The following is a 20,505-nucleotide window of genomic DNA, read 5'->3' as shown; positions in this document are numbered from 1 at the left end:
GGGATTTCCCGGGGGGACGTGTCACAGTGTGCGCCATGCGTCACATGCGTCACATGCGTCACGTCGCCGTGCCCCGGCGGCGGTCCCTGCTCGTGGTCGTCGTCGCGGCAGCGCTCGTCCTGGTCGGGCTCTCGCCCGCGTCCGCAGCGACGTCCGGTACGACGATCAAGCTCGGCGGGTCGTCGTCCGTCCGCCTCGGCAGCGCGGCGACGCTGACGGCCTCGCTGCGCGTCGGGTCGTCGAAGCCGACTGCCAAGGTATCGCTGCAGGCCAAGAAGGGATCGACCTGGAAGACCGTGGCGACCGTCAAGGTCACCAAGGGCTCGGGCAAGACCAGCGTGAAGCCCACCACCACCACGACCTACCGCCTGAAGTACGGGTCCAGGGTCAGCGCGTCGAAGAAGCTCACCGTCAAGACGTCGTGGATCTCGTTCGGCCTGAGTCCCGCGTCCGTGAAGGCGGGCACCGCCACGATCGCCAAGATCCGCCTGGTGCGGGGCGGGAAGCCGGCGGCAGGAACCGTCACGGTGCAGTACCGCAAGGGCTCGACGTGGCTGCGCTACAAGGACGTCAAGGTTCCGGCATCCGGCTACGCGACGACGAAGCTCGCACCCACCCTGTCCCACACGTTCCGTGTCGTGCGCGGGAGCGTCGTGAGCAGCTCGCGTGCGCTGAGCGTCGACCGCGACTGGGCTTCCCTCTCCTTCTCGTCGACCTCGTTGCCCACGTCCACGTCCACCACCACGGCGACGATCCGCTGGTACGCCGCCGGCCACCCCGGCACCGGAACCGTGACGCTGCAGCAGCGCACCGGGTCGGGCAGCTGGAAGACCGCGAAGTCCGTGAAGGTGAGCGCCGGTTCGGCCACGGTCAAGATCACGCCCGTCGTGACGCGCTCGTACCGCGTGCTCGTCGGCAAGACGAGCAGCTCGACGGTCAAGGTCGCCGTCACGACCGTGATCCCGACGTCGTTCACGATCAACGGCTCGGGTTTCGGCCACGGCGTCGGGATGTCGCAGTACGGCGCGTACGCGATGGCTCAGGCGGGGAAGTCTGCGACGACGATCCTGAAGACCTACTACACAGGTGTTGACGTGACCTCAGCCGCGATGCCCGCCTCACCGCTTTCTGTGCAGGTGTTCGGTCCGGACCCGAAGTACGCGGCCTACGAGGATCTGTCCACGGAAGTCGCCGTGAGAGTCCACGACGGCGGATGGCGTGTGCGCACCTCGGCAGGCTCGACTGTCGCATACGGGGTCGACGACGAGAAAGTGACATTTGCCGTCGCACCTCAGGGCGAGGTTACCGCTTCGATCGACGGCAAGGTCGTCTCGACCGACACGACCGTGCGTCTGCACTGGGAGTCGACCTCCTACTACTACCCCAGTCACACGTCGAAGCAGACCTACGTGACGGTCGCCGGTGCGCAGGGCGCGTACCGGCACGGTCGCCTGACCGTGACGAATATCGGCGGTCACATCAACGTCGTGAACGACCTCGAACTCAACACTGAATACCTGAACGGCATCGCCGAGGTGCAGTCGTCGTGGGGTGTCAACGGTTCTGCCGCGCTACAGGCGCAGGCCATCGCCGCGCGTTCGTTCGCGCTCCTGCAGTTCGACAAGGGGATCAAGTCCCGGTGCGGATGCCACCTGCGTGACGACGTGCGTGACCAGAACTTCACGGGGTGGAAGAAGGAGAATGAGGGTCACAACGGGCTGTACGGCAGCACCTCGGACGGCTACTACGGCTCGATCTGGCGGAAGGCAGTCGCCGCGACGATCACCGGAGACGCGGGGATGCTCCTGACCTCCGGTGGCGAGCCGGTGGCCGCCCACTACTACTCTGCGTCAGGCGGTAGCACGCTGAACAGCGAGGACGTATGGGTGACGGCCGTCCCGTACGAGCGTTCGGTGCCCGACCCCTGGAGTCTCAAGACCTCGTCGGGCAACCCGAACATCTCCTGGACCGCCACGCTCTCGCAGGCGGCGGCGGAGAAGTATTTCGGGCTCGCGGACGTCGTGTCGATCGCGGTGCAGAAGACGCGACAGGGCGGAGGGGTCGTACGACTGACGGCAACCTCGTCGTCGGGAACGACTGCCTCTGTCCCCAGGAGCGGTCCGGGCAAGACCGATGCCATGCGAGCCGACCTGAACGCGATTGCATCGGGATACGTCAAGTCGCCGTGGGTCAAGTCCCTCAAGCCGGTGCTGCCGAAGTAGGTCAGCGTCCCAGCTCCGCGTACCGGGCCTCCGTAGCCTCCTTGCGGGGGCGCCACCACGCCTCGTTCGCGCGGTACCAGTCGACGGTTGCCGCGAGCCCGTCGCGGAACGACGAGTAGCGCGGCGCCCATCCCAGCTCCTCACGCAGCCGGGTCGCGTCAATGGCGTAGCGCAGGTCGTGGCCCGGGCGGTCGGACACGAGGTCGTAGGCGTCGGACGGCTGGCCCATCAGCTCGAGCAGCGTCTCGACGACGGTCTTGTTGTCGACCTCGCCGTCGGCGCCGATGAGGTAGGTCTCGCCGATGCGACCGCGCTCGACGATCGCCCACACCGCGGTGTTGTGGTCCTCGACATGGATCCAGTCACGGACGTTCTGCCCGGTGCCGTACAGCTTGGGGCGCACGCCGTCGACGAGGTTCGTGATCTGCCGCGGGATGAACTTCTCGACGTGCTGGTACGGGCCGTAGTTGTTCGAGCAGTTCGAGATCGTGGCCTGCACGCCGAACGAGCGGACCCAGGCACGCACGAGCAAGTCGGAGGACGCCTTGGTCGACGAGTACGGGCTCGACGGGTTGTACGGGGTCTCGGGCGTGAACTTCGCGGGGTCGTCGAGCTCGAGGTCGCCGTAGACCTCGTCGGTCGAGATGTGGTGGTACCGCACCCCGTGACGACGCACGGCCTCGAGCAGCGTGAACGTGCCGATCACGTTGGTGCGGACGAACGGCCACGGGTCGTGCAGCGAGTTGTCGTTGTGCGACTCCGCCGCGAAGTGGACCACCGCGTCCGCCGCGCCGACGAGCCGGTCGACGACCTCGGCGTCGGCGATGTCGCCCTGTACGAACGCGACCGCGTCGGCGACGGGTGCCAGGCTCGCCTCGTCGCCCGCGTAGGTGAGTGCGTCGAGCACCGTGACCTGCACGTCCGGGTGCTCGCGCACGGTCTGCTGGACGAAGTTGGCGCCGATGAAGCCTGCGCCGCCGGTGACGAGGAGTCGCACGATGGCTCCTGAGCGTGTGGGCGTCGGACCTGTCGTCGAACTGGCCGACGGGGCAGACACGCGGGGACAGGGATCGCCGCCACCCTATCGGGCGACGTACCGTGTCCCGGTCCGGGGCGCTATGAGGGGGAGCCACCATGACCCGACGGTTGATCCGAGCATCCGTTGCAGCCCTGCTGGGTGCTGCCCTCGTGGCGCCGGCCGAGATCGCGCAGGCGGACCTCGGCCCGGTGGTGCGGCAGGCCGTTGCCGACGAGCAGGGCGGTGCACCGAGCGCGACGGAGGGTAGCGCCGATCTCGCGACCGCTCCCGTCGACGACCCGACGATCACGACGCATGCGGTCGGGGGCGTCGACCGGTCGGCCGCACGCGAGCCGGGTGCGTTCGCGCCCGCCGCGGGCGAGGCGACCTCGGCGACGGACGACGGGCTCGAACCGGTCGAGCGCGACGACGTCGTCGCGCTCGGTGCCCGCACGTTCACCGGCCGGTTCCTCGTCGCCGGCGTGACGTGGGACCCCGGCCAGCGCGTCGACGTCACTCAGGTCGCGGTGCGCGTCCGTGAGGACGGCACGTGGACCGACTGGCAGGCGCTCGACGTCGTCGACACGGGCGTCGCGGGGGAGCGGCCCGGGACCGAGGCGCTCGTGACGTCAGGGGCGGACGCGGCCCAGGTGCGGGTCGAGACGGCCGACGGCGCATCCGAGCCCGCCGGGCTGCGTCTCGACGTCGTGGCGGCCGACGACGACTCCCCGACGGATCCCTCGACCGACCCGACCCCGGCCGACCCGACCTCGACCGATCCCACGCCCGCACCCAGCCCGACGACGGATCCCGCACCGCCGGCCTCGTCGACCACCACCACGACCACCACGACGACGACCACGACGACGACCACGACGACGACCGACGTCGCGAAGGGCGCCGCCAAGGGCGACGTCATCCGCCCGAAGATCGTGACCCGTGCCCAGTGGGGTGCCAACGAGAAGCGCGGCTCGGCGTGGCCCGAGGTGTCGTCGCGCCTGACGGCGATGTACCTGCACCACACCGCGGGCAGCAACGGCTACACCAAGGCGCAGTCGGCCGCGATCGTGCGCGGCATCTATGCGTTCCACACCGGCAGCCGCGGCTGGCCGGACATCGGCTACCAGTTCCTCGTCGACCGGTTCGGGACCATCTACCAGGGCCGTCGCGACGCGATCGACGACCTGCCCATCGGTGCGCAGGCGGGCGGCTACAACACCGACACCATCGGTGTCTCGGCGATGGGCAACTTCCAGTCGGCGGCGCCCCCGGCCGCGATGGTCGCGTCGATCGAGAAGGTGTTCGCCTGGCAGGCGTACGCGCACGGGCTGAACCCGACCGGGTCCACCAAGCTCCTCACGGGCAGCAGCACGGGCAGCGACACCAAGGCGAAGGCCGGCACGTGGGTGAAGGTCCCCGTGATCCTCGGCCACCGTGACACGAACGGGACCGCGTGCCCGGGCTGGAAGCTGTACGCGAAGCTCCCGTCCATCCGCAAGGCCGTCAAGACGCAGGTCGACGCCGCCACCACGACGTACGGCAAGCCGGTCGCCGCCCTGGCCGCACCGGGCAAGGTCGCGATGACCAGCACCCAGACGCCCGTGCAGTGGGCGACCTCGCGTGCCTACCACTGGGGCGCCGTGAAGGGCGCCGTCAGGTACCAGGTGCTCACGCGCTCGTCGGGCCTCACGTACACGATGGACGACGACCGCGCGTGGACCGTCCTCAAGACGGTGAAGGGAACGTCGACGTCGTTCTCGACGGACGCCGGGCGCACGCGCGTGGTCGCGGTGCGCGGCATCGACAGCCACGGCCGCCGCGGGTCGGTGACGGTCCTCGGGCAGGTCACACGGCCCGTGCCGTGGTCGTCGGTGGTGCGCTCGTCGGGCTGGTCGAGCACCAAGGTGACCGGTGCGCAGTCCTACCGCGCGACCTCGGGCTCGCGCACCCTCGCCGTGAAGGTGAGCCAGGCTCGCTCGGTGGTGCTCGACGTGGCTCGCGGTCCGTCGACGGGACGTCTCCAGGTCCGGTCCGGGTCGACCGTGCTCGGCACGATCGACACGCGAGCGGCGACCGCCACGACGCGTGCGGTGGTCCATCTCGACCTCCCGCGGTCCGTCTCGGGCACGCTCACGCTGCGCAGGGTGGCCGGTACGGGAAGCGTGCAGGTCAACGCGATCGCGTTCGCGCGCGTCGCCGTGGGGTCCAAGGTGCTCGGCACGGGCTCCCTGCCGGCCGCGACGCCGACGAAGGTCGCGCTGTCCGCGGCGCAGGCGCCGTTCCGCGAGGCGACGACCTCGACCTACTCGTGGCAGCCGCTCAAGAACGCGAAGCGGTACGAGGTCTTCGTCCGGACCGCGGCGCACGGCACGGCGCTCCCGAGCTCCTGGACGAAGGTCGCCACGACGACGCGCACGTCGTACCGGCTCGCGACGTCGCAGACGGGGCGGACCTGGGTGGTCGGCGTACGGGCCGTGAGTGCGGGCGGCACGAGCGCGATCACCGCGTACCCGTCCGCGTCGCGGCCGGTCTCGAGCACGCTCGTCAAGCGCTCCGCCGGCTGGTCCACCAAGCACGCCGACGCCTGGTATCGCGACCAGGTGTGGCAGGCGACGAGCAAGGGACGCACCCTGACGGTCGCGAAGGCGGTCAAGGTACGCGAGGTGCGCCTGATCGTCGACTCGGCACCGGGTCGCGGCCGCGTCGTCGTGCGCGTTGGTGGCACCAAGGTCGCGACAGTCTCGCTCGCATCACGCGCGCACTCGACGCACCACCACGTCGACGTCGCCCTGACGAAGGCGACGAGCGGCACGCTCACGATCACGACCGCCGACTCGAAGCCGGTGCGGATCTCGGCGGTCGTGCTCGGCCGCTGAGCCTCCATACGACGAGAGCCCCGCTCCAGGGAGCGGGGCTCTCGTGCGTTCAGCCGGTCGGCGAGGTCACTTCAGCTTGACCGTCGAGACCGAGACCGTCTTGCCCGCCTTCGCCTTCGCCGACTTGGTGGCGTTCAGGTACCCACCGACGTACGGGTCGGAGAAGTACACGGTCGCCTTGCCGGACGCGACGCCCTTGAGGACATAGGCACCCTTCGAGTTCGTCGTCGTGTACGCGCCACCGGCCGACACGTTGACGCCCGCGACGGGCTTGCCCTTCGAGTTCTTGACGACACCCTTGAGCGTGCCGCCCGTCTTGAGCTTGAGCGACTTGCTCACGTTCTTGCCCGACTTGGCGGTGAACGTCGACGTCACGGGGACGTAGGTGCCGGACGAGGAGCCCGCCCACAGGTGGTAGGTGCCCTTGGCGAGGCCCTTGATGCTGTAGGTGCCCTTCGTGGACGTGGTGGCGCTGCCTGCCCACGTGCCGTAGGAGTCGTACAGCACGACCGAGGCATCGCGAAGGACCTTGCCGTTGGGTGCCTTCACAGTGCCCTTGACGGTCGTGAGCTTGGGCCGGGTCAGCTTGCCGAAGCTCACGGTCTTGCCGGACTTCACGGTGACCTTCTTGGCGACGTTCGACCCCGAGACGACCACGGTGTACGTGCCCGCTGGGACGTGCTTGAAGGTGACCGCACCGGACTTGCTGGGTCCGCGCTGGCCGTAGACGACCTTCTTCGCACCGATGAGCACGGCGGTGGCGTCCGCGAGCTTTCCGCTCTTGACGGCGATCTTGCCCTTGATCGTCGCGGTGCCGTAGGCCCGGACCACGATCGTCTTGACGGACTTCGTCTTGCCCTGCGTCGCGGTGGCTGTCTTCGTGCCGTAGGTCGCTCCGTCGCCGGTGCTCGCGGAGACGCTCACCTTGCCGCTCGCCAGGCCGTAGAGCACGTAAGCGCCCTTGGCGTTCGTGGTCGCGTAGGCGTAGCCCGCGCGGGTCGTGTTGTACGCCGAGACCTGGGCGCCCTTGACGGCCTTGCCCTTGCTGTTCTTGACGACACCCTTGAGCGTCGCACCCGCCTTGAGCGCGATGTTCGCCGTGGCCGACGCACCGGAGCCGACGGAGACCTTCTTCGCCTCGGGGGCCCGGACCGTGCCGCCGTAGTACGTCGTCAGGAACGACGACGTGGGAGAGCGGTACACCTCGAGGGTGTAGGCACCCGGGTCGACCTTGGTGGTGTACGCACCGGTCGACGACGTGGTCGCCGAGCCGTAGCCGGGACCGGACGCGTACACGGTCAGCGACTTCGCGGCCTTGCCGTTGTACGTGACCTTCCCGGAGATCTTGCCGGGCTTCACGAGCGCGACGTTGACCCCGGCGGTGTCCTTGCCGGACGCGACGGTGACCTTCTTGGCGGCGTTGTAGTCGGTCGTGCCGGGGTAGTACGAGTAGAGGTAGTCGCCCGACGACGCCGACACCGAGACGCGGAACGTGCCCGTAGGGACGATCATCGAGTACGTGCCGTTGGCGGCGGTCTGCGCGTAGCCGCCGGAGCCGCTGCCGGACCAGGCGCTCGCGTTGACGTAGGCGTTCGCCAGCGCGGCCCCGGTGCCCTTGTCCGTCACCTTGCCCGTGATGGCCTGCGTGCCCGCGAGCTTGACGGTTGTCGAGACGTTCGCGCTCGCGACCGAGATGGTCTGCGAGATCTGCTTCTGGGTGCTGCCGACGTACACGGAGCCGCTGAGCGAGAGCGTCGACGCGCCGGGCACGCCCGTGAACGTCGCGACGCCCGATGCGTCGGTGTCCTCGCTGTCCCAGTAGTACGGCGAGTCCTGGCTGAGCGAGAGGTAGACATCCGAGACCCCGGCACCGCCGGCGGTCGTCACCTTCACCGTGACGGTGTACGAGTCGGCGGCGGTCGCGGGCGTCGCGCCCACGAGCCCGACGACGAGCGCGGCGACGAGCGCCAGCACCCAGGACGAAGTGCGTCTCACTGTGATGTCTCCTTGGATTGGGGTCGTGCGACTGACTGAGGAGATCTTCCCAGCGCCGGGCGCCCGCGTCGGCACCTCGCGCGGGTGAATGACGCGCGCACACGCCTTCCATCGCCCTCCGTCCTGGACATCTGTCCGTACTAGAATCCGGGGGCCAGCGACCGAACGGACGACGATGACGACGAGTGACCCGAGGCCGGACTCCCTGCGCCGACGCGCCCGCAGCGTCGGTGGCCGGGTCGTCCAGCGGCTCGGACTGCTGCCCGCCGGGGTCCCCGATGCCCGGGGGAACGACCGTGAGCTCGTGGCCGCGGGCCCGCTCGCGGAGCACGTGGTCGTCTACTTCGGCAGCACGCGCGAGAGCGTCTACCAGCTCGCGCAGTGGCTCCCGGTGCTCGAACAGCTGCACGCACGGCACCCCGTCGTCGTCGTCACGGCCGACTCGCGGGCCGCGGCGGACGTCCGCGCGCTGACCGGTCTGCGCGTCGTCACGGTGTCGCGGTACGCGACCTTCGACGAGATGGTCACGGGAGGAGCCGCGCGGCTCGCGCTCTACGTCAACCACCACGTGCAGAACTTCTCGCTGCTGCGATTCGCCGACCTCACGCACGTCTCGCTCCTGCACGGGGACAGCGACAAGGTCGTCTCGGTGTCCAACCAGGCGAAGGCGTACGACTTCATGTTCGTCGCCGGTCGCGCCGCGGTGGACCGGCTCGCGTCGGGGCTGCGCCGCTTCGACGCCGAGCGCCGTTGCGTCGTCGTCGGACGTCCGCAAGCCGCTCCGCTCCCACGCGAGCGGGGCGAGCAGCTCACGGTCCTGTACGCACCCACCTGGGAAGGTGCACAGACGTCGGCGGCCTACAGCTCGCTCGTCACGCACGGTGCGGCGATCGCGCGCTCCCTCGTCGGTGACCCGGACGTGCGGTTCGTCTACCGCCCGCACCCGCTCACCGGGGTACGCAACCCCACGTACGGCGAGGCCGACGTCGCGGTGCGGCGCATCGTCGCCGAGGCCGGCACCCGCGGTCGGGTCTCGGGAGCCGGGTCGCTCGAGGCGGACTTCGCCGAGGCCGACGTGCTCGTGTGCGACGTCTCGGCCGTCGCGGTCGACTGGCTCGCCACGAGCCGTCCGCTCGTGCTCACGGACCCGTCCGGGAGCGGGGTCGACCGTGGGCTGCTCGTGCGGGAGGTCCGCAGCCTGGCGGCCGAGCGGGCGATCGACGCCGCCGTGATCGCGCGCGACGAGGTCGAGCGCGACCCGTACGCGGCCGAGCGCAAGGCGATGGCCGAGTACTACCTCGGCGACACGACGCCCGGAGCCTCGCTGCGCAGGTTCCTCGACGCGTGCGAGCGGATCCTCGCGGGGCAGGAGCCCGTCGTCGCCGCGGCCGAGCCTCGGCAGGCAGAAGCGCGGGACTGACCGCGTGAGCGGCCGGGCTCAGGCCTCGTCGTCCTCGCCGAGCTGAAGGTCGGCCTCGAGCTCGTCGTCGTCCGCGGTGCCGTGCTGCGGCGTGCCGTGCTCCGCCGCGCTGTGCTCAGGCGGCGCCGCGTCCACGAGCTCGCGCACCGCGTCGACGAACACCTGGCCGTACGTTTCCGTCGGCAGGTCGCCCAGGTAGTAGCGGCGCAGGTCGGCGCGCGTCGCGGCCATGTCGTCGGAACGCAGGCGCGCCACGGCGGCTGCCATCGCGGCGGCGTCCGCCGCAGGAGCGACGTAGGCGGCGCGAGCCAGCGGGAAGTCGGCGAGGAAGTCGTCGTCGTCGAGCTCGCCGACGCGCGCCAGCACGAACGGCTTCTCGCTGAACAGGTAGTCGGCCGGCACCGACGACACGTCCGCGACCAGGGCGTCCGACGCGTTGAACGACTCGACGAGGTCGAGCTGCGTCGCGGCCTCGCCGTAGACGTGCGCACGCCCGCTGCCCGCGGCGTCGGCGGCCAGCAGCGCGTGCACGTCGGCGATGTGCTGGAGCGACGGCGCGTGCGCGAGCGAGAACGGGTGCGGACGGAACGTGACGGTCCAGCCGTCGTCGAGCAGCGCCCGCACGATCGTCGTGCCCCACTGGAGCGACCCGAAGTTGTTGTCCGCGTGGAAGCCGGTCCACGTGGGCGCGTACATGACGTGCTCGCGTCGCTCGTCGTGAGCACGCGTGATCCCGCGCACCTGCGGGCGACCGACGATCCTGAACTTCTCCTCCGGGATGCGCACGCCGTGCGCGCCGTAGCGGTCGATCCCCGCCTGACCGGCCACGAAGACGACGTCGAACATCGCGGTGACCGGGTTGTACGACGACGGCTTGTCGCTGTCTCCGTGCAGCAGCTGCACGTGCGTGAGCTCGCGGTAGCGGACGTTGTGGCCGTTCTTCGCGCCGTTGTTCACGTAGATCGCCACGCGCAGGCTCGGCACCTGGACCTGGTCCAGCTCGACGAGCGTGCGGGCCGCGACCACCGGCACGTCGGTGAGCCGCGCGACGGCGTTGGCGAGCGGGGTCTCGCGCGTCACGACGACCCAGCGGCGGTCGACCTCCGCGAGGTGCTCGAGCCACGTGCGCAGCTGGTACTCGGTGCCACCCGGTCCGGAGACGTACACCATGACCTGCGGTGCGTAGTCCTCGAGCGCGTCGTGCACGAGCGCGCCGATGCGTCCCCGGTCGCGCGCGGCCATCGCCGTCCACGCACCGATCACGGCGGCGTCGGCCAGGGTGCCGACCGCGGCGACAGGTGCGAGAGGGGTCCACACCGCGCCCAGACCGGTGAGCGCCGCGAGGACGAGCGACGCGACGACGACGAGGCCGCCCGACGACGCGTAGGGCCGCGAGAGCGCGAACCCGGGCAGCGCGTGCACGGGCCGCGCGGCGGACCGCCACAGGCGCGCGCCCGAGGGCTCGGTCGCGACGAGGGCCGTGAGCAGGGCCGCGCACACGATCGTCCACCGTGGTGCGTCGGATCGCGCGAGCAGCACGAGTGCGGCGACCGAGACGAGCGTGCGCGCGGCCCCCCAGCGTCCGAGGTGGCGCAGCGCACGCGAGCCGCGGCGCAGGCCGACGCCCGTGAGCACCAGCACGAGTGCGAGCAGCACGAGTGCCGCGCCGGTGTGGTCCAGGGCCGCGGCACCCACTGCCAGGACCGCGAGACCGTTCAGCGCGGCCGTGTACAGCGCACGGCCCGCAGAGCCGCCGCGCACGAGGGCCCTCGCGCGTCCCAGCAGTGCGCTCACTGGCGCACGACGAGGTTCGCGGAGTCGACGAAACGACCGACCGGCGAGGCGAGCATCTCGATCACCGCGGCGACGTCACCGGCCTGCATGATCGTCGACGGGTCCTCGGTCGGCGCGAGCACGCGCCGCAGCGCGGTGGCGGTGCGACCGGGCGAGATGCACACCACGCGCGTCCCGTAGATCGCGAGCTCCTCGCGCATGACCTCGCTCATGTTGATGAGCGCCGCCTTCGACGCCGAGTACGTGAGCCAGCCCGAGCGGCCACCGATACCGGCGGTCGAGGCGATGTTCACGATGAGGTCGAAGTGGTTGCCGCGGTGCAGCAGCTGCTGTACCAGCGTGAACGGCGCGTACAGGTTGACCGACATGGTCCGCTCGAAGTCGGCGAAGTCGACCTGCTGCAGCGCCACGGGGTTGGTGTACCCCGCGTTGTTGACCAGGTAGTCGATGTTGCCGTCGTTCTCTGCGATCTCGTCGATCAGCTCGACGAGCGCGGCGCGGTCGCCGACGTCGGCGCGGTAGGCGGACAGCGTGACCCCGCGTGGGTTGTGCGCCTCGAGGTCGGCCAACGCCTCGGAGTAGTCGTCGGAGTCGCGGGCGACGAGCACGATGCGCGAGACGTCGCCCTTCTCGGGTCCGCGTCCGGCGGCCGGTTCCTGCAGGAAGCGGCGCACGGTCTCCAGACCGATGCCGCGCGAGGCGCCCGTGACGAGCAGCGTCTTAGTCATTCCAGTCTTCGTCTCCGCCGGTGAGCAGGTAGGTCGCGAGCTTGATGTCGGTGGGGGTGGTCACCTTGATGTTGCGGTCAGACCCGTTGACGAACCGGACGTCGTGCCCGGCGACCGCGACGAGCGTCGCGTCCTCCGTGAACAGCCGGCCCTCGCGCTCGGCGAACGCGTGCGCGTCGCGCAGGTCGGCGATCGAGAACTTCTGGGGGAGCTGCACGTTGCGCAGCGTCGAGCGCTCGAGGTAGCCCGTCACCTTCTGCTCCGCCGGGTCGACCGGTGCCACGGTGAAGGGGATCTCGAGCATGAGCGAGACGTTGCGGTGCTCGGACGCGACGAGGGACTGGAAGTCCTCCGTCGTCACGAGCGGGCGCGCGGTCTCGTGGATGATCACGTCGTCCTGCGTCGCGACGTCGAGCATCGCGCGCACCGACTCGTGCCGGCTCGCCCCCGCACGCACGTACGTGACCGGGGTGCGGATCGCGTAGTCCGCCACGATCGCCTCGATCTGGGAGCGCCAGCCGTCCGGGTAGTTCAGGACGATCTGCGTGATGTCCGGCACAGCGTCCGCCGCGACGAGCGAGTACACCAGGATCGGCAGGCCGTTGACCTTGACGAGCTGCTTGGGCTGCCCGGCACCGGCGCGGGCTCCCACCCCGCCGTTGAGCAGCAGCAACGAGAACATCGAGGTGGTCCTCTCGGTGGCGTCGGGCCGTCGTCGGCCGTCTGAAGTCGTCCCGCGCGCGTGCTGCGCGTGCGGACGGCGGTGTCCCGCCCGGCGTCTAGTATGGGCCATCGGTCCGGGCGTCCCGTCGCGCCCCGGGCCCGGCCCGGTCCCCGACAGAATGGCGCCCCACCACGTGACTGCGCACGTGACAGACCCGGTGCACCCTTCGGGCCCCCACCCGACGGACGGGTCGGTGAACGGCGTGCCGATCCCGTCCCGTCCTGGACGGGCCGTGCCCGCGGACGGGGAGCTTCCCGAGGAGCTCGGGGTCTTCGCGTCGTCCGACGACCTTCGCGCCGTCGCCGAGGCGAGCGGTCTGCGCCAGATGGGCGTGCGTCCGCCACTCGGGGAGTACATCCGCTCGGTCTGGGCGCGCCGTACGTTCATCCGCACGCTCGGCAACGCCAAGGCCTACGCGCGCAACCAGGGGTCGTACCTGGGTCAGCTGTGGTCGGTGCTGACGCCGCTGCTGAACTCGATGGTCTACGTGCTCGTGTTCGGCCTGCTCATCAAGTCGACCCGAGGCGTCACCAACGCGATCGCCTTCATCGTCGTCGGCGTCTTCATGTACCGCTTCTTCGACTCGTCGGTGAGCTCGGGTGCCAGGTCCATCAAGGGCAACCTGAGCCTCGTGCGGTCGGTGCACTTCCCACGTGCTGTGCTGCCCGTGTCGACCACCGTCACCGAGCTCGCGACGCTCGCGCCCGCGATCGTCGTGATGTGCCTGATCTCGTGGACGTCAGGTCTGCTGCCCGAGTACGCCGACGTACCCATCACGTGGCGCCTGCTGCTCCTGCCGCCCGCGGTCCTGCTCATGTGGGTCTTCAACACCGGTTGCGCGTTCATGGTCGCCCGCTGGGTAGCGATCACCCCGGACCTCGAGAACGTCATCCCCTTCGCCCTCCGGTTCGTGTTCTACGCGTCGGGCGTGCTGTTCAGCGTCACGCACTACGCGGGCCACGGCCCGATCGCGCACCTGCTCAACTACCAACCCATCGCGGTGTACCTGAACCTCGCGCGGTCCGCCGTCCTGGACGAGCCGACGATCCCCGTCGACGGGGTGATGTGGATCTTCGGCGCCGGCTGGGCCGTCCTGTTCCTGCTGGTCGGCTTCTTCATCTTCTGGCGCGGCGAGGAACGGTACGGTCGCGACTGATGAGCATCCCCGAGGAGATCGACTTCGAGGTCGACGCCGACGAGCTGACCCCGCTCGTCGACCGCGACCGTGAGCTGGGCGCTCCGTCGCTCGTCGTCGACGACCTGTACATCACCTACCGCGTCTTCGGCGGCAAGCGGGTCGCGCCCGGCACTGGGACGCCGCCGAACCTGCTCTCGCGATTCCTCAGTCGCGGGCGCACGCACGTCGGCGGCATCACGGCCGTCGAGGCGGTGCGCGGCATCTCCTTCATCGCCCGGCACGGCGAGTCGATCGGCATCGTCGGCGTCAACGGGTCCGGCAAGAGCACGCTGCTGCGGGCGGTCGCCGGTCTCATCCCGCCGACGAAGGGGTCGGTCTACGTCTCGGGCGACCCCTCGCTGCTGGGTGTGAACGCCGTGCTCATGGGCTCGCTCACCGGTGAGCGCAACGTCATGATCGGCGGTCTCGCGCTCGGGCTGACCCAGGACGAGGTCGAGGAGCGGTTCGACGACATCGTCGAGTTCTCCGGCATCGGCGACGCGATCTACCTGCCGATGAACACGTACTCGTCAGGCATGGGTGCACGCCTGCGGTTCGCGATCAGTGCGGCCGCGGTGCCGGACGTCCTGATGATCGACGAGGCGCTCGCCACGGGCGACGCGGCGTTCCGCAAGAAGAGCAAGGACCGCATCGACGCGATCCGCGACCAGGCCGGGACCGTGTTCCTCGTGAGCCACTCGCTCGCGACGATCGAGAGCATCTGCTCGCGCACGCTGTGGATCCACCAGGGCAAGCTCGTCATGGACGGCCCGTCCGACGAGGTGTGCGCGGCCTACAAGGCGTTCGTGAAGGCCCAGGACTCGCGTGGTTGATGCCGCCGGGCCACGTGTGAGCGTGGTGGTGCCGGTGTTCGGCGTCGAGCAGTTCGTCGAGCAGTGCCTGCGGAGCATCCTCGAGCAGACCTACGCCAACCTCGAGGTCGTGGTTGTCGACGACGGCTCGCTCGACGCCTCCGCCACCATCGCGCGCCGGCTCGCGCAGAGCGACGCCAGGATCGAGGTCCACGGGTATCCCAACGGCGGACTGGGGTCGGCGCGCAACCGAGGCCTCGAGCACGCGCACGGCGAGTACGTCATGTTCGTCGACGGCGACGACGTGCTGCCGCCGAAGGCGGTCGCCACGCTCGTCGCATCGCTCGAGCGCACCGGCTCGGACTTCGCGACGGGCAACGTCGAGCGCCTGGTCGGCAAGGAGATGCGGCAACGCTCGCCACAGCACGCGCCGGCGCTCTCGCTGCCGGATCCCGCCACGAACCTTCGACGTCGTCCGGATCTCGTCTGGGCGACGACGTCGTGCAACTCGTTGTTCAGACGCACGTTCTGGGATCGCGCCGGGCTGTCGTTCGCCGTCGGTGTGCTGTACGAGGACATGGCGACCATGGCGCACGCGTACGCGACCGCGTCGTCGGTCGACATCGTGGGCTCCGTGACCTATCTGTGGCGACTGCGCGAGGACGGCACGTCCATCACGCAGCAGCGCCAGAGGCCTCAGAACCTCGAGCATCGGCTCCGCGCGCTCGCGGCGTCGCGGCGGGCGTTCTCGAGCGCGGGCGCCGACGTGCTGCGAGCCTTCGACGAGAAGGTCGCGACGATGGACCTTCTTCTGTACGCACCCGCCGCTGCTGTCGGCGACCGACGCCTACGCCGCACTCTCCGCGTCGCGTCGCGTCGAGCGCTGCGTCGTGTCGACGCGCGGCGCCTTCCCGTGCGTGCCCGTGTCCTTCACCACCTCGTACGACGTCGAGCCTGGGACGCGCTCGCACCCACGGTCGAGTTCTTCCGGGAGCACGGGCAGGACCTGCCACTCGTGCAGGTCAGGGACGATCGGGCCGTCGTGGAAGTCCCCCCGGTCCTGGGGGGTGTGCGCCTGCCGCCACTCGCTGACCGCCTGCGCACGATCGACGGTGACCTGACGGCGCCGGAGGTGTCGGTCACGGCCGCGCGGTGGGACGACGACGTCCTCGAGCTCTCCGGCCGCGCGCGCCTGCGGGGCCTCCCGGCGAAGGACGTCGGCGTCGCCGTGGAGCTCGTCGACGGCGAGCACCGGGTGCGCGCCCAGGTCGAGGTGGAGAACCCGGCCGAGCGTGGCCCCGCGCTCTTCGTGGCTCGCTGGCCGCGTCCCGACCTCGTCGCCTCCGGACGGTCCGACCGCGAGGTGCGGCTCGTGGTGAGGCATGGCGCCGCGTCGCGAGAAGCGCGCGTCGTCACCCGTTCGGTGCGCGGTTCCCTCGGCACGCTCGCCACGTCGATCTCGCCTGACGGGACCGCCGTGGCGGTGTCCGCCGAGAGGGGGGCACCACTTCGCGTCGTCGTGCGCCGGCGACCGTTCGTCGTGCGGTCCGGCGTCGTGAAGGCTGTCACCGGAGGAGCCCGGGTCACGGTGCGTGTCGCGGCGACCGGCGCTGCCAGGCTCACGGGCGCCGAGTTCACGCTTCCCGGGGGGACCGCGCAGCCAGTCGCGATCGAAGGAGACGGTGGCGGCACCTGGCTCGTCACGGCGGACCTACCAGCCGACGTCGTGCCCGAGGCCCGGTTCTGGCGGCTCTGGGCCGAGACCGACCGTGCGAAGCGGGTTCAGGTCGCGGCGGCCCCCGACACCCCGCTCGAGTCGGACACGCCGTGCTTCGTGCCGCTGTCCACAGAGCGCGGTTGGTTCGCCGTGCGCGTCGCCGAGACGCCAGGCACGACGGAGTGACGTCGCCCCTCAGTGCTCGACGGCGTCCGGCCGCTCGAACGTGGGCAGCGCGCCCCGTGACAGTGCGTCGGCGAGCGTCACTGCGCCCGCGTCCTTCTCGGACAGGAGCGGGCGGATGGGTCGCCCGTCGCGCGCGATGGTCGGCCACTCGATCCCGACCTGCTCGTCCAGTGGGTGGATGCCGTGCTCGGCCGCCGGGTTGTACCCCGTCGAGCACAGGTACAGCACGGTGGAGTCGTCCTCGAGCGACATGAAGGCGTGCCCCAGGCCCTCGGCGAGGTAGATCGCGCGGCGGTCGACGTCGTCGAGCAGCACGCTGTCCCATCGGCCGAACGTCGGCGACCCGGCACGGATGTCGACCACGACGTCGAGCACAGCGCCCCGTGCGCACGTGACGTACTTCGCCTGCCCGGGGGGCACGTCCGCGAAGTGGATCCCGCGCACGACTCCGGCCGCCGACACCGACAGGTTCGCCTGCGCGAGCGCGAGCGGGTGCCCGGCGTGCGCGGCGAACGGCGCCTCCTTGAACCACTCGAGGAACAGCCCGCGCGGGTCCCCGAACTGGCGGGGCGTGATCTCCCACGCGCCCGGGATGGCGAGCTCTCGGTACTGCATCGACGGCTCCTGGGGTGGACGTGGGTACGAGCTGCGGGTGCCACGCCGTCACCAGAGCTCGGAGGGGTGGACCTGCGGCTCTGGACGCACGCTCGGTGGAACACTAGTTCTCACCGTCGACCGGGTCGATCCGGCGCACACGCGCGGGGGCGAGCAGAGGAGCTGCAATGCATTGGGTCGTCACCGGGGCTCACGGGATGCTGGGCCGTGACGTCGTCCAGCGGGTGGCGCTGGCTGGCGAGGGTGTCGTCGCGCTGGCGCGCGAGGATCTCGACGTGACCGACCCCGAGGCCGCCCACCGCCTGCTCGTCGGTGCCGAGGTCGTCGTGAGCTGCGCGGCGTACACGGCGGTCGACGCCGCGGAGACCGACGAGCCCGCGGCGTTCACGGTCAACGCCGTGGGCGCGGCGAACGTCGCGCGTGCGGCAGCCGCCGTCGGCGCCCGCATGGTCCACGTGAGCACGGACTACGTGTTCGACGGGGCGGCCGCGGAGCCGTACGACGAGGAGGCACCCGTGGCCCCGCGGTCGGCGTACGGACGGACCAAGGCCGCGGGCGAGTGGGCCGTGCGCGCGGCGCACCCGGGGCACATGGTCGTGCGCACCGCGTGGCTCTACGGTGCGGGCGGGCCGTGCTTCCCCAAGACGATCGCGCGCGTCGCGGCCGAGCGAGGCGGCCTGGACGTCGTCGACGACCAGGTCGGGCAGCCCACCTGGACGCGCGACCTCGCCGACCTGGTCGTGCGGCTCGTCGAGGCCGACGCCCCGGGCGGCACGTACCACGGCACCTCGTCGGGCCGGACGTCGTGGCACGGGTTCGCGCGGGCGGTCGTCGGCTCGGCGGGGCTCGACCCGGCGATCGTCGCCCCGACGACGAGCGAGGCGTTCGTGCGTCCCGCGCCGCGGCCGGCGTTCTCCGTGCTCGGGCACGCCGCGCTCGAGCGCATCGGCGTCGCCCCGATCGGGGCATGGGACGAGCGCTGGGCTGCAGCGGCCGACGAGGTGCTGGGTCAGCGACCCTCGGCGAGCAGCCCGAGCAGGTAGGTCCCGTACCCCGACTTCACGAGCGCCTCGGCGCGCACGCGCAGCTCGTCGTCGGACAGGAACCCGCGCCGCCACGCGACCTCCTCCGGGGCGCCGATCTTGAGGCCCTGGCGGTGCTCGACCGTGCGCACGTAGTCGGACGCCTCGATGAGCGAGTCGAACGTGCCGGTGTCGAGCCACGCGGTGCCGCGCGGCAGCACACCGACCTGCAGACGACCCTGCTCGAGGTACACGCGGTTGACGTCCGTGATCTCGTACTCGCCGCGCGCCGACGGCTGCAGGTCGCGGGCGATGACGACGACGTCGTTGTCGTAGAAGTAGAGACCGGGCACGGCGTAGCTGCTCTTGGGCGCGGCGGGCTTCTCCTCGATCGAGAGCGCGCGCCCCGCCTCGTCGAACTCGACGACGCCGTACGCCGTGGGGTCGGCGACGCGGTAGGCGAAGACCGCGCCACCGTCGATCGTCGAGAACCGCTGGAGCTGGGAGCCCAGCCCGGGGCCGTAGAAGATGTTGTCGCCCAGGACGAGCGCGGCGGGCTCGTTGCCGACGAAGCCCGCACCCAGCACGAACGCCTGCGCGAGCCCGTTGGGCTCGGCCTGGACCGTGTACTCGATCGAGATGCCGAACTGGGATCCGTCGCCGAGCAGCCGGCGGAACTGGTCCGCGTCGTGCGGCGTCGTGATGACGAGCACGTCCCGGATCCCCGCGAGGATCAGCGTCGAGAGCGGGTAGTAGACCATCGGCTTGTCGTAGACCGGGACCAGCTGCTTGCTGACTCCGAGCGTGATGGGGTGCAGCCGCGTACCGGAACCACCGGCCAGGATGATGCCTCGCATCCGGACATCATGGCGTACCGACCACCGCGCGCTCTCCGTCGAGCAGGCGCGCGAGGGCGGCCGGGTCCTGGTGGAGCGTCGACGAGCGCCCGGGGGAGAGCGCGACGACCGAGCCGTCCGCCGCGAGCTCGCGCGCGACCGTCTGCAGGAACGCCGCCACGTCCTCGCCCGCCTCGACGAGCAGGCGCCGCCCCGGGACGAACGGCGCCCACCACGCTGCGAGCTCCGCGTGCGCGACGCCTTCGAGCGCGGGGGCGCCGGGATCGGCGGGCGGGACCCATCCGACGACGTCGCCGTACGTCATCACCGAGGCTGCGGCGTCGAGCGCACCGGGGGGCAGGTCGCCGTCGAACCTGCGCGCGAGCGCGGGGAGCGACACCGCGACGACGTCGCCGCGGTGCTCCGAGGGGCGCGTGGTGACGACGACGTCGGCATCGCCCGCCACGACGACGCACGCTCCCGCACGCCACGTCGCGAGCGCCCACACCAGCGTGCGCCAGTGCGGCGGCAGATCGATCAGGACGCGGTGACCGGGCGCCACGTCGAGCTCCTCGACGAGCAGGTTCGTCGTCTTGGACACCCAGTTGCCCAGGACCGCCCCGGACAGCTCGACGCGCTCGCCGTCGTCGCCGTACCAGGTGATGCGGGGGCGGCCGGGGTCCCGCGCGAGCAGGTCCAGCAGTGCGGCGGCGGACGACGGGACGGCGGCGGCGATCACCTCGTCAGCCTAGGCGCGAGGCGTCGACACGCCGTCGCACCGCGATATGACGCGCAAGTTCACCCGACATATCCGGACAACTACCACGGCTCGGCTTGACGCACGGGAACGACACGCGTGTAATTCAGTGACGGCCGACCACGGCGCAGTGAGCACCACGACGCGGTGGTCCCCACCCGGGACCTCCGCACCAGACGGGCCTTGCACAGCACCACGAACGATACGCACGGAGGCACGCGATGTGGCACCTGCTCGACGGCGACGAGGAGTTCCCCTCCGACGCTCGCGCGGCTGCGCCGACGCAGCCGACCAACGTCTTCGCGATGTTCGACGACGACGTCGACGACGGCCCGATGGGCTGGCAGGAGCGCGCGCTGTGCGCGCAGACGGACCCAGAGGCGTTCTTCCCCGAGAAGGGCGGCTCGACGCGCGAGGCGAAGAAGGTCTGCACGGGCTGCGAGGTCAAGGCCGAGTGCCTCGAGTACGCGCTCGCCAACGACGAGCGGTTCGGCATCTGGGGCGGCCTGTCCGAGCGTGAGCGGCGCAAGCTCAAGCGTCGGGTCGTCTGACCTCGTCGCGCCACGGCGGCACCGAGCCCGTGGGTGACCCCGGAACGCACAGCGA

16 protein-coding genes are annotated in these 20,505 nt (G+C 70.8%); 8 read left to right on the top strand and 8 right to left on the bottom strand.

The window, feature by feature from the left end; all coding sequences use genetic code 11:
- Positions 1-53: 53 nt before the first annotated feature.
- Positions 54-2,222, top strand: coding sequence for a SpoIID/LytB domain-containing protein (locus AW16_RS17460; RefSeq protein WP_051681611.1), 2,169 nt, complete (start codon positions 54-56; stop codon positions 2,220-2,222).
- A 1-nt stretch (position 2,223) separates the two neighbouring features.
- Here the strand turns inward: AW16_RS17460 and rfbB are convergent, their stop codons facing one another.
- The gene (gene rfbB / locus AW16_RS0102955) at positions 2,224-3,219 is read right to left on the bottom strand and encodes a dTDP-glucose 4,6-dehydratase (protein WP_029288072.1); all 996 of its coding nucleotides are present in this window, start codon (positions 3,217-3,219) and stop codon (positions 2,224-2,226) included.
- A gap of 137 nt (positions 3,220-3,356) precedes the next feature.
- On the opposite strand from rfbB, the gene AW16_RS16785 reads away from it, so the two are divergent.
- Complete coding sequence (locus AW16_RS16785) at positions 3,357-6,116, top strand: N-acetylmuramoyl-L-alanine amidase (protein WP_156044031.1); 2,760 nt, start codon at positions 3,357-3,359, stop codon at positions 6,114-6,116.
- Between the two features lie 66 nt (positions 6,117-6,182).
- Here the strand turns inward: AW16_RS16785 and AW16_RS0102945 are convergent, their stop codons facing one another.
- Positions 6,183-8,111, bottom strand: coding sequence for a carboxypeptidase regulatory-like domain-containing protein (locus AW16_RS0102945; protein ID WP_156044030.1), 1,929 nt, complete (start codon positions 8,109-8,111; stop codon positions 6,183-6,185).
- A 175-nt stretch (positions 8,112-8,286) separates the two neighbouring features.
- Between AW16_RS0102945 and AW16_RS0102940 the strand changes: the two genes are divergently transcribed.
- Positions 8,287-9,531, top strand: a complete 1,245-nt coding sequence (locus AW16_RS0102940; RefSeq protein WP_029288068.1) for a CDP-glycerol glycerophosphotransferase family protein — start codon at positions 8,287-8,289, stop codon at positions 9,529-9,531.
- Positions 9,532-9,549: 18 nt separating this feature from the next.
- Here AW16_RS0102940 and AW16_RS0102935 read toward each other — a convergent pair whose 3' ends face one another.
- Genes AW16_RS0102935 through AW16_RS0102925 form a run of 3 tightly spaced genes read right to left on the bottom strand, consistent with a single transcriptional unit; the run spans position 9,550 to position 12,735 of the window.
- Positions 9,550-11,325, bottom strand: a complete 1,776-nt coding sequence (locus AW16_RS0102935) for a CDP-glycerol glycerophosphotransferase family protein (RefSeq protein WP_051681610.1) — start codon at positions 11,323-11,325, stop codon at positions 9,550-9,552.
- Positions 11,322-12,053: an SDR family NAD(P)-dependent oxidoreductase gene (locus tag AW16_RS17955; protein WP_029288065.1), complete on the bottom strand. Its 732-nt coding sequence runs from the start codon at positions 12,051-12,053 to the stop codon at positions 11,322-11,324. The genes AW16_RS0102935 and AW16_RS17955 overlap by 4 nt, the downstream gene beginning before the upstream one ends.
- On the bottom strand, positions 12,046-12,735 hold the full coding sequence (locus AW16_RS0102925) for a 2-C-methyl-D-erythritol 4-phosphate cytidylyltransferase (protein WP_029288063.1): 690 nt from the start codon (positions 12,733-12,735) through the stop codon (positions 12,046-12,048). The genes AW16_RS17955 and AW16_RS0102925 overlap by 8 nt, the downstream gene beginning before the upstream one ends.
- A gap of 244 nt (positions 12,736-12,979) precedes the next feature.
- Here AW16_RS0102925 and AW16_RS0102920 point away from each other — a divergent pair, with 244 nt between their 5' ends.
- From AW16_RS0102920 to AW16_RS16775, 3 genes are read left to right on the top strand one after another with little or no spacing between them, the layout of a single operon-like run.
- On the top strand, positions 12,980-13,933 hold the full coding sequence (locus AW16_RS0102920) for an ABC transporter permease (protein ID WP_231495930.1): 954 nt from the start codon (positions 12,980-12,982) through the stop codon (positions 13,931-13,933).
- Complete coding sequence (locus AW16_RS0102915; protein ID WP_029288060.1) at positions 13,933-14,787, top strand: ABC transporter ATP-binding protein; 855 nt, start codon at positions 13,933-13,935, stop codon at positions 14,785-14,787. The genes AW16_RS0102920 and AW16_RS0102915 overlap by 1 nt, the downstream gene beginning before the upstream one ends.
- Positions 14,780-16,669: a glycosyltransferase gene (locus AW16_RS16775; protein ID WP_081861425.1), complete on the top strand. Its 1,890-nt coding sequence runs from the start codon at positions 14,780-14,782 to the stop codon at positions 16,667-16,669. The genes AW16_RS0102915 and AW16_RS16775 overlap by 8 nt, the downstream gene beginning before the upstream one ends.
- Before the next feature lie 9 nt (positions 16,670-16,678).
- On the opposite strand, the gene AW16_RS0102905 is transcribed toward AW16_RS16775, so the two are convergent.
- Positions 16,679-17,284, bottom strand: a complete 606-nt coding sequence (locus tag AW16_RS0102905; RefSeq protein WP_029288058.1) for a dTDP-4-dehydrorhamnose 3,5-epimerase family protein — start codon at positions 17,282-17,284, stop codon at positions 16,679-16,681.
- 167 nt (positions 17,285-17,451) lie between these two features.
- On the opposite strand from AW16_RS0102905, the gene rfbD reads away from it, so the two are divergent.
- Positions 17,452-18,327 (top strand): dTDP-4-dehydrorhamnose reductase, encoded by an 876-nt coding sequence (gene rfbD, locus AW16_RS0102900; RefSeq protein WP_029288056.1) that lies wholly within the window; start codon positions 17,452-17,454, stop codon positions 18,325-18,327.
- On the opposite strand, the gene rfbA is transcribed toward rfbD, so the two are convergent.
- Both rfbA and AW16_RS16770 read right to left on the bottom strand, forming a co-directional pair.
- The gene (rfbA, locus tag AW16_RS0102895) at positions 18,294-19,163 is read right to left on the bottom strand and encodes a glucose-1-phosphate thymidylyltransferase RfbA (RefSeq protein ID WP_029288054.1); all 870 of its coding nucleotides are present in this window, start codon (positions 19,161-19,163) and stop codon (positions 18,294-18,296) included. The two genes, rfbD and rfbA, sit on opposite strands and share 34 nt — an antisense overlap.
- Positions 19,164-19,170: 7 nt before the next feature.
- Positions 19,171-19,881, bottom strand: a complete 711-nt coding sequence (locus tag AW16_RS16770) for a TIGR03089 family protein (RefSeq protein WP_231495929.1) — start codon at positions 19,879-19,881, stop codon at positions 19,171-19,173.
- 323 nt (positions 19,882-20,204) lie between these two features.
- Here AW16_RS16770 and AW16_RS0102885 point away from each other — a divergent pair, with 323 nt between their 5' ends.
- Positions 20,205-20,450 carry a WhiB family transcriptional regulator gene (locus AW16_RS0102885; protein ID WP_304412820.1) on the top strand — a complete coding sequence of 82 codons (246 nt, stop codon included), beginning with the start codon at positions 20,205-20,207 and terminating at the stop codon, positions 20,448-20,450.
- The last annotated feature ends 55 nt before the right edge of the window (positions 20,451-20,505 follow it).

Source organism: Cellulomonas sp. HZM (assembly GCF_000708885.1).
In the GTDB taxonomy this organism is placed as follows: Bacteria; Actinomycetota; Actinomycetes; order Actinomycetales; family Cellulomonadaceae; genus Cellulomonas.
The sequence above is the reverse complement of the archived record's forward strand: the minus strand, read 5'-3'. Positions and strand labels throughout refer to the sequence as shown.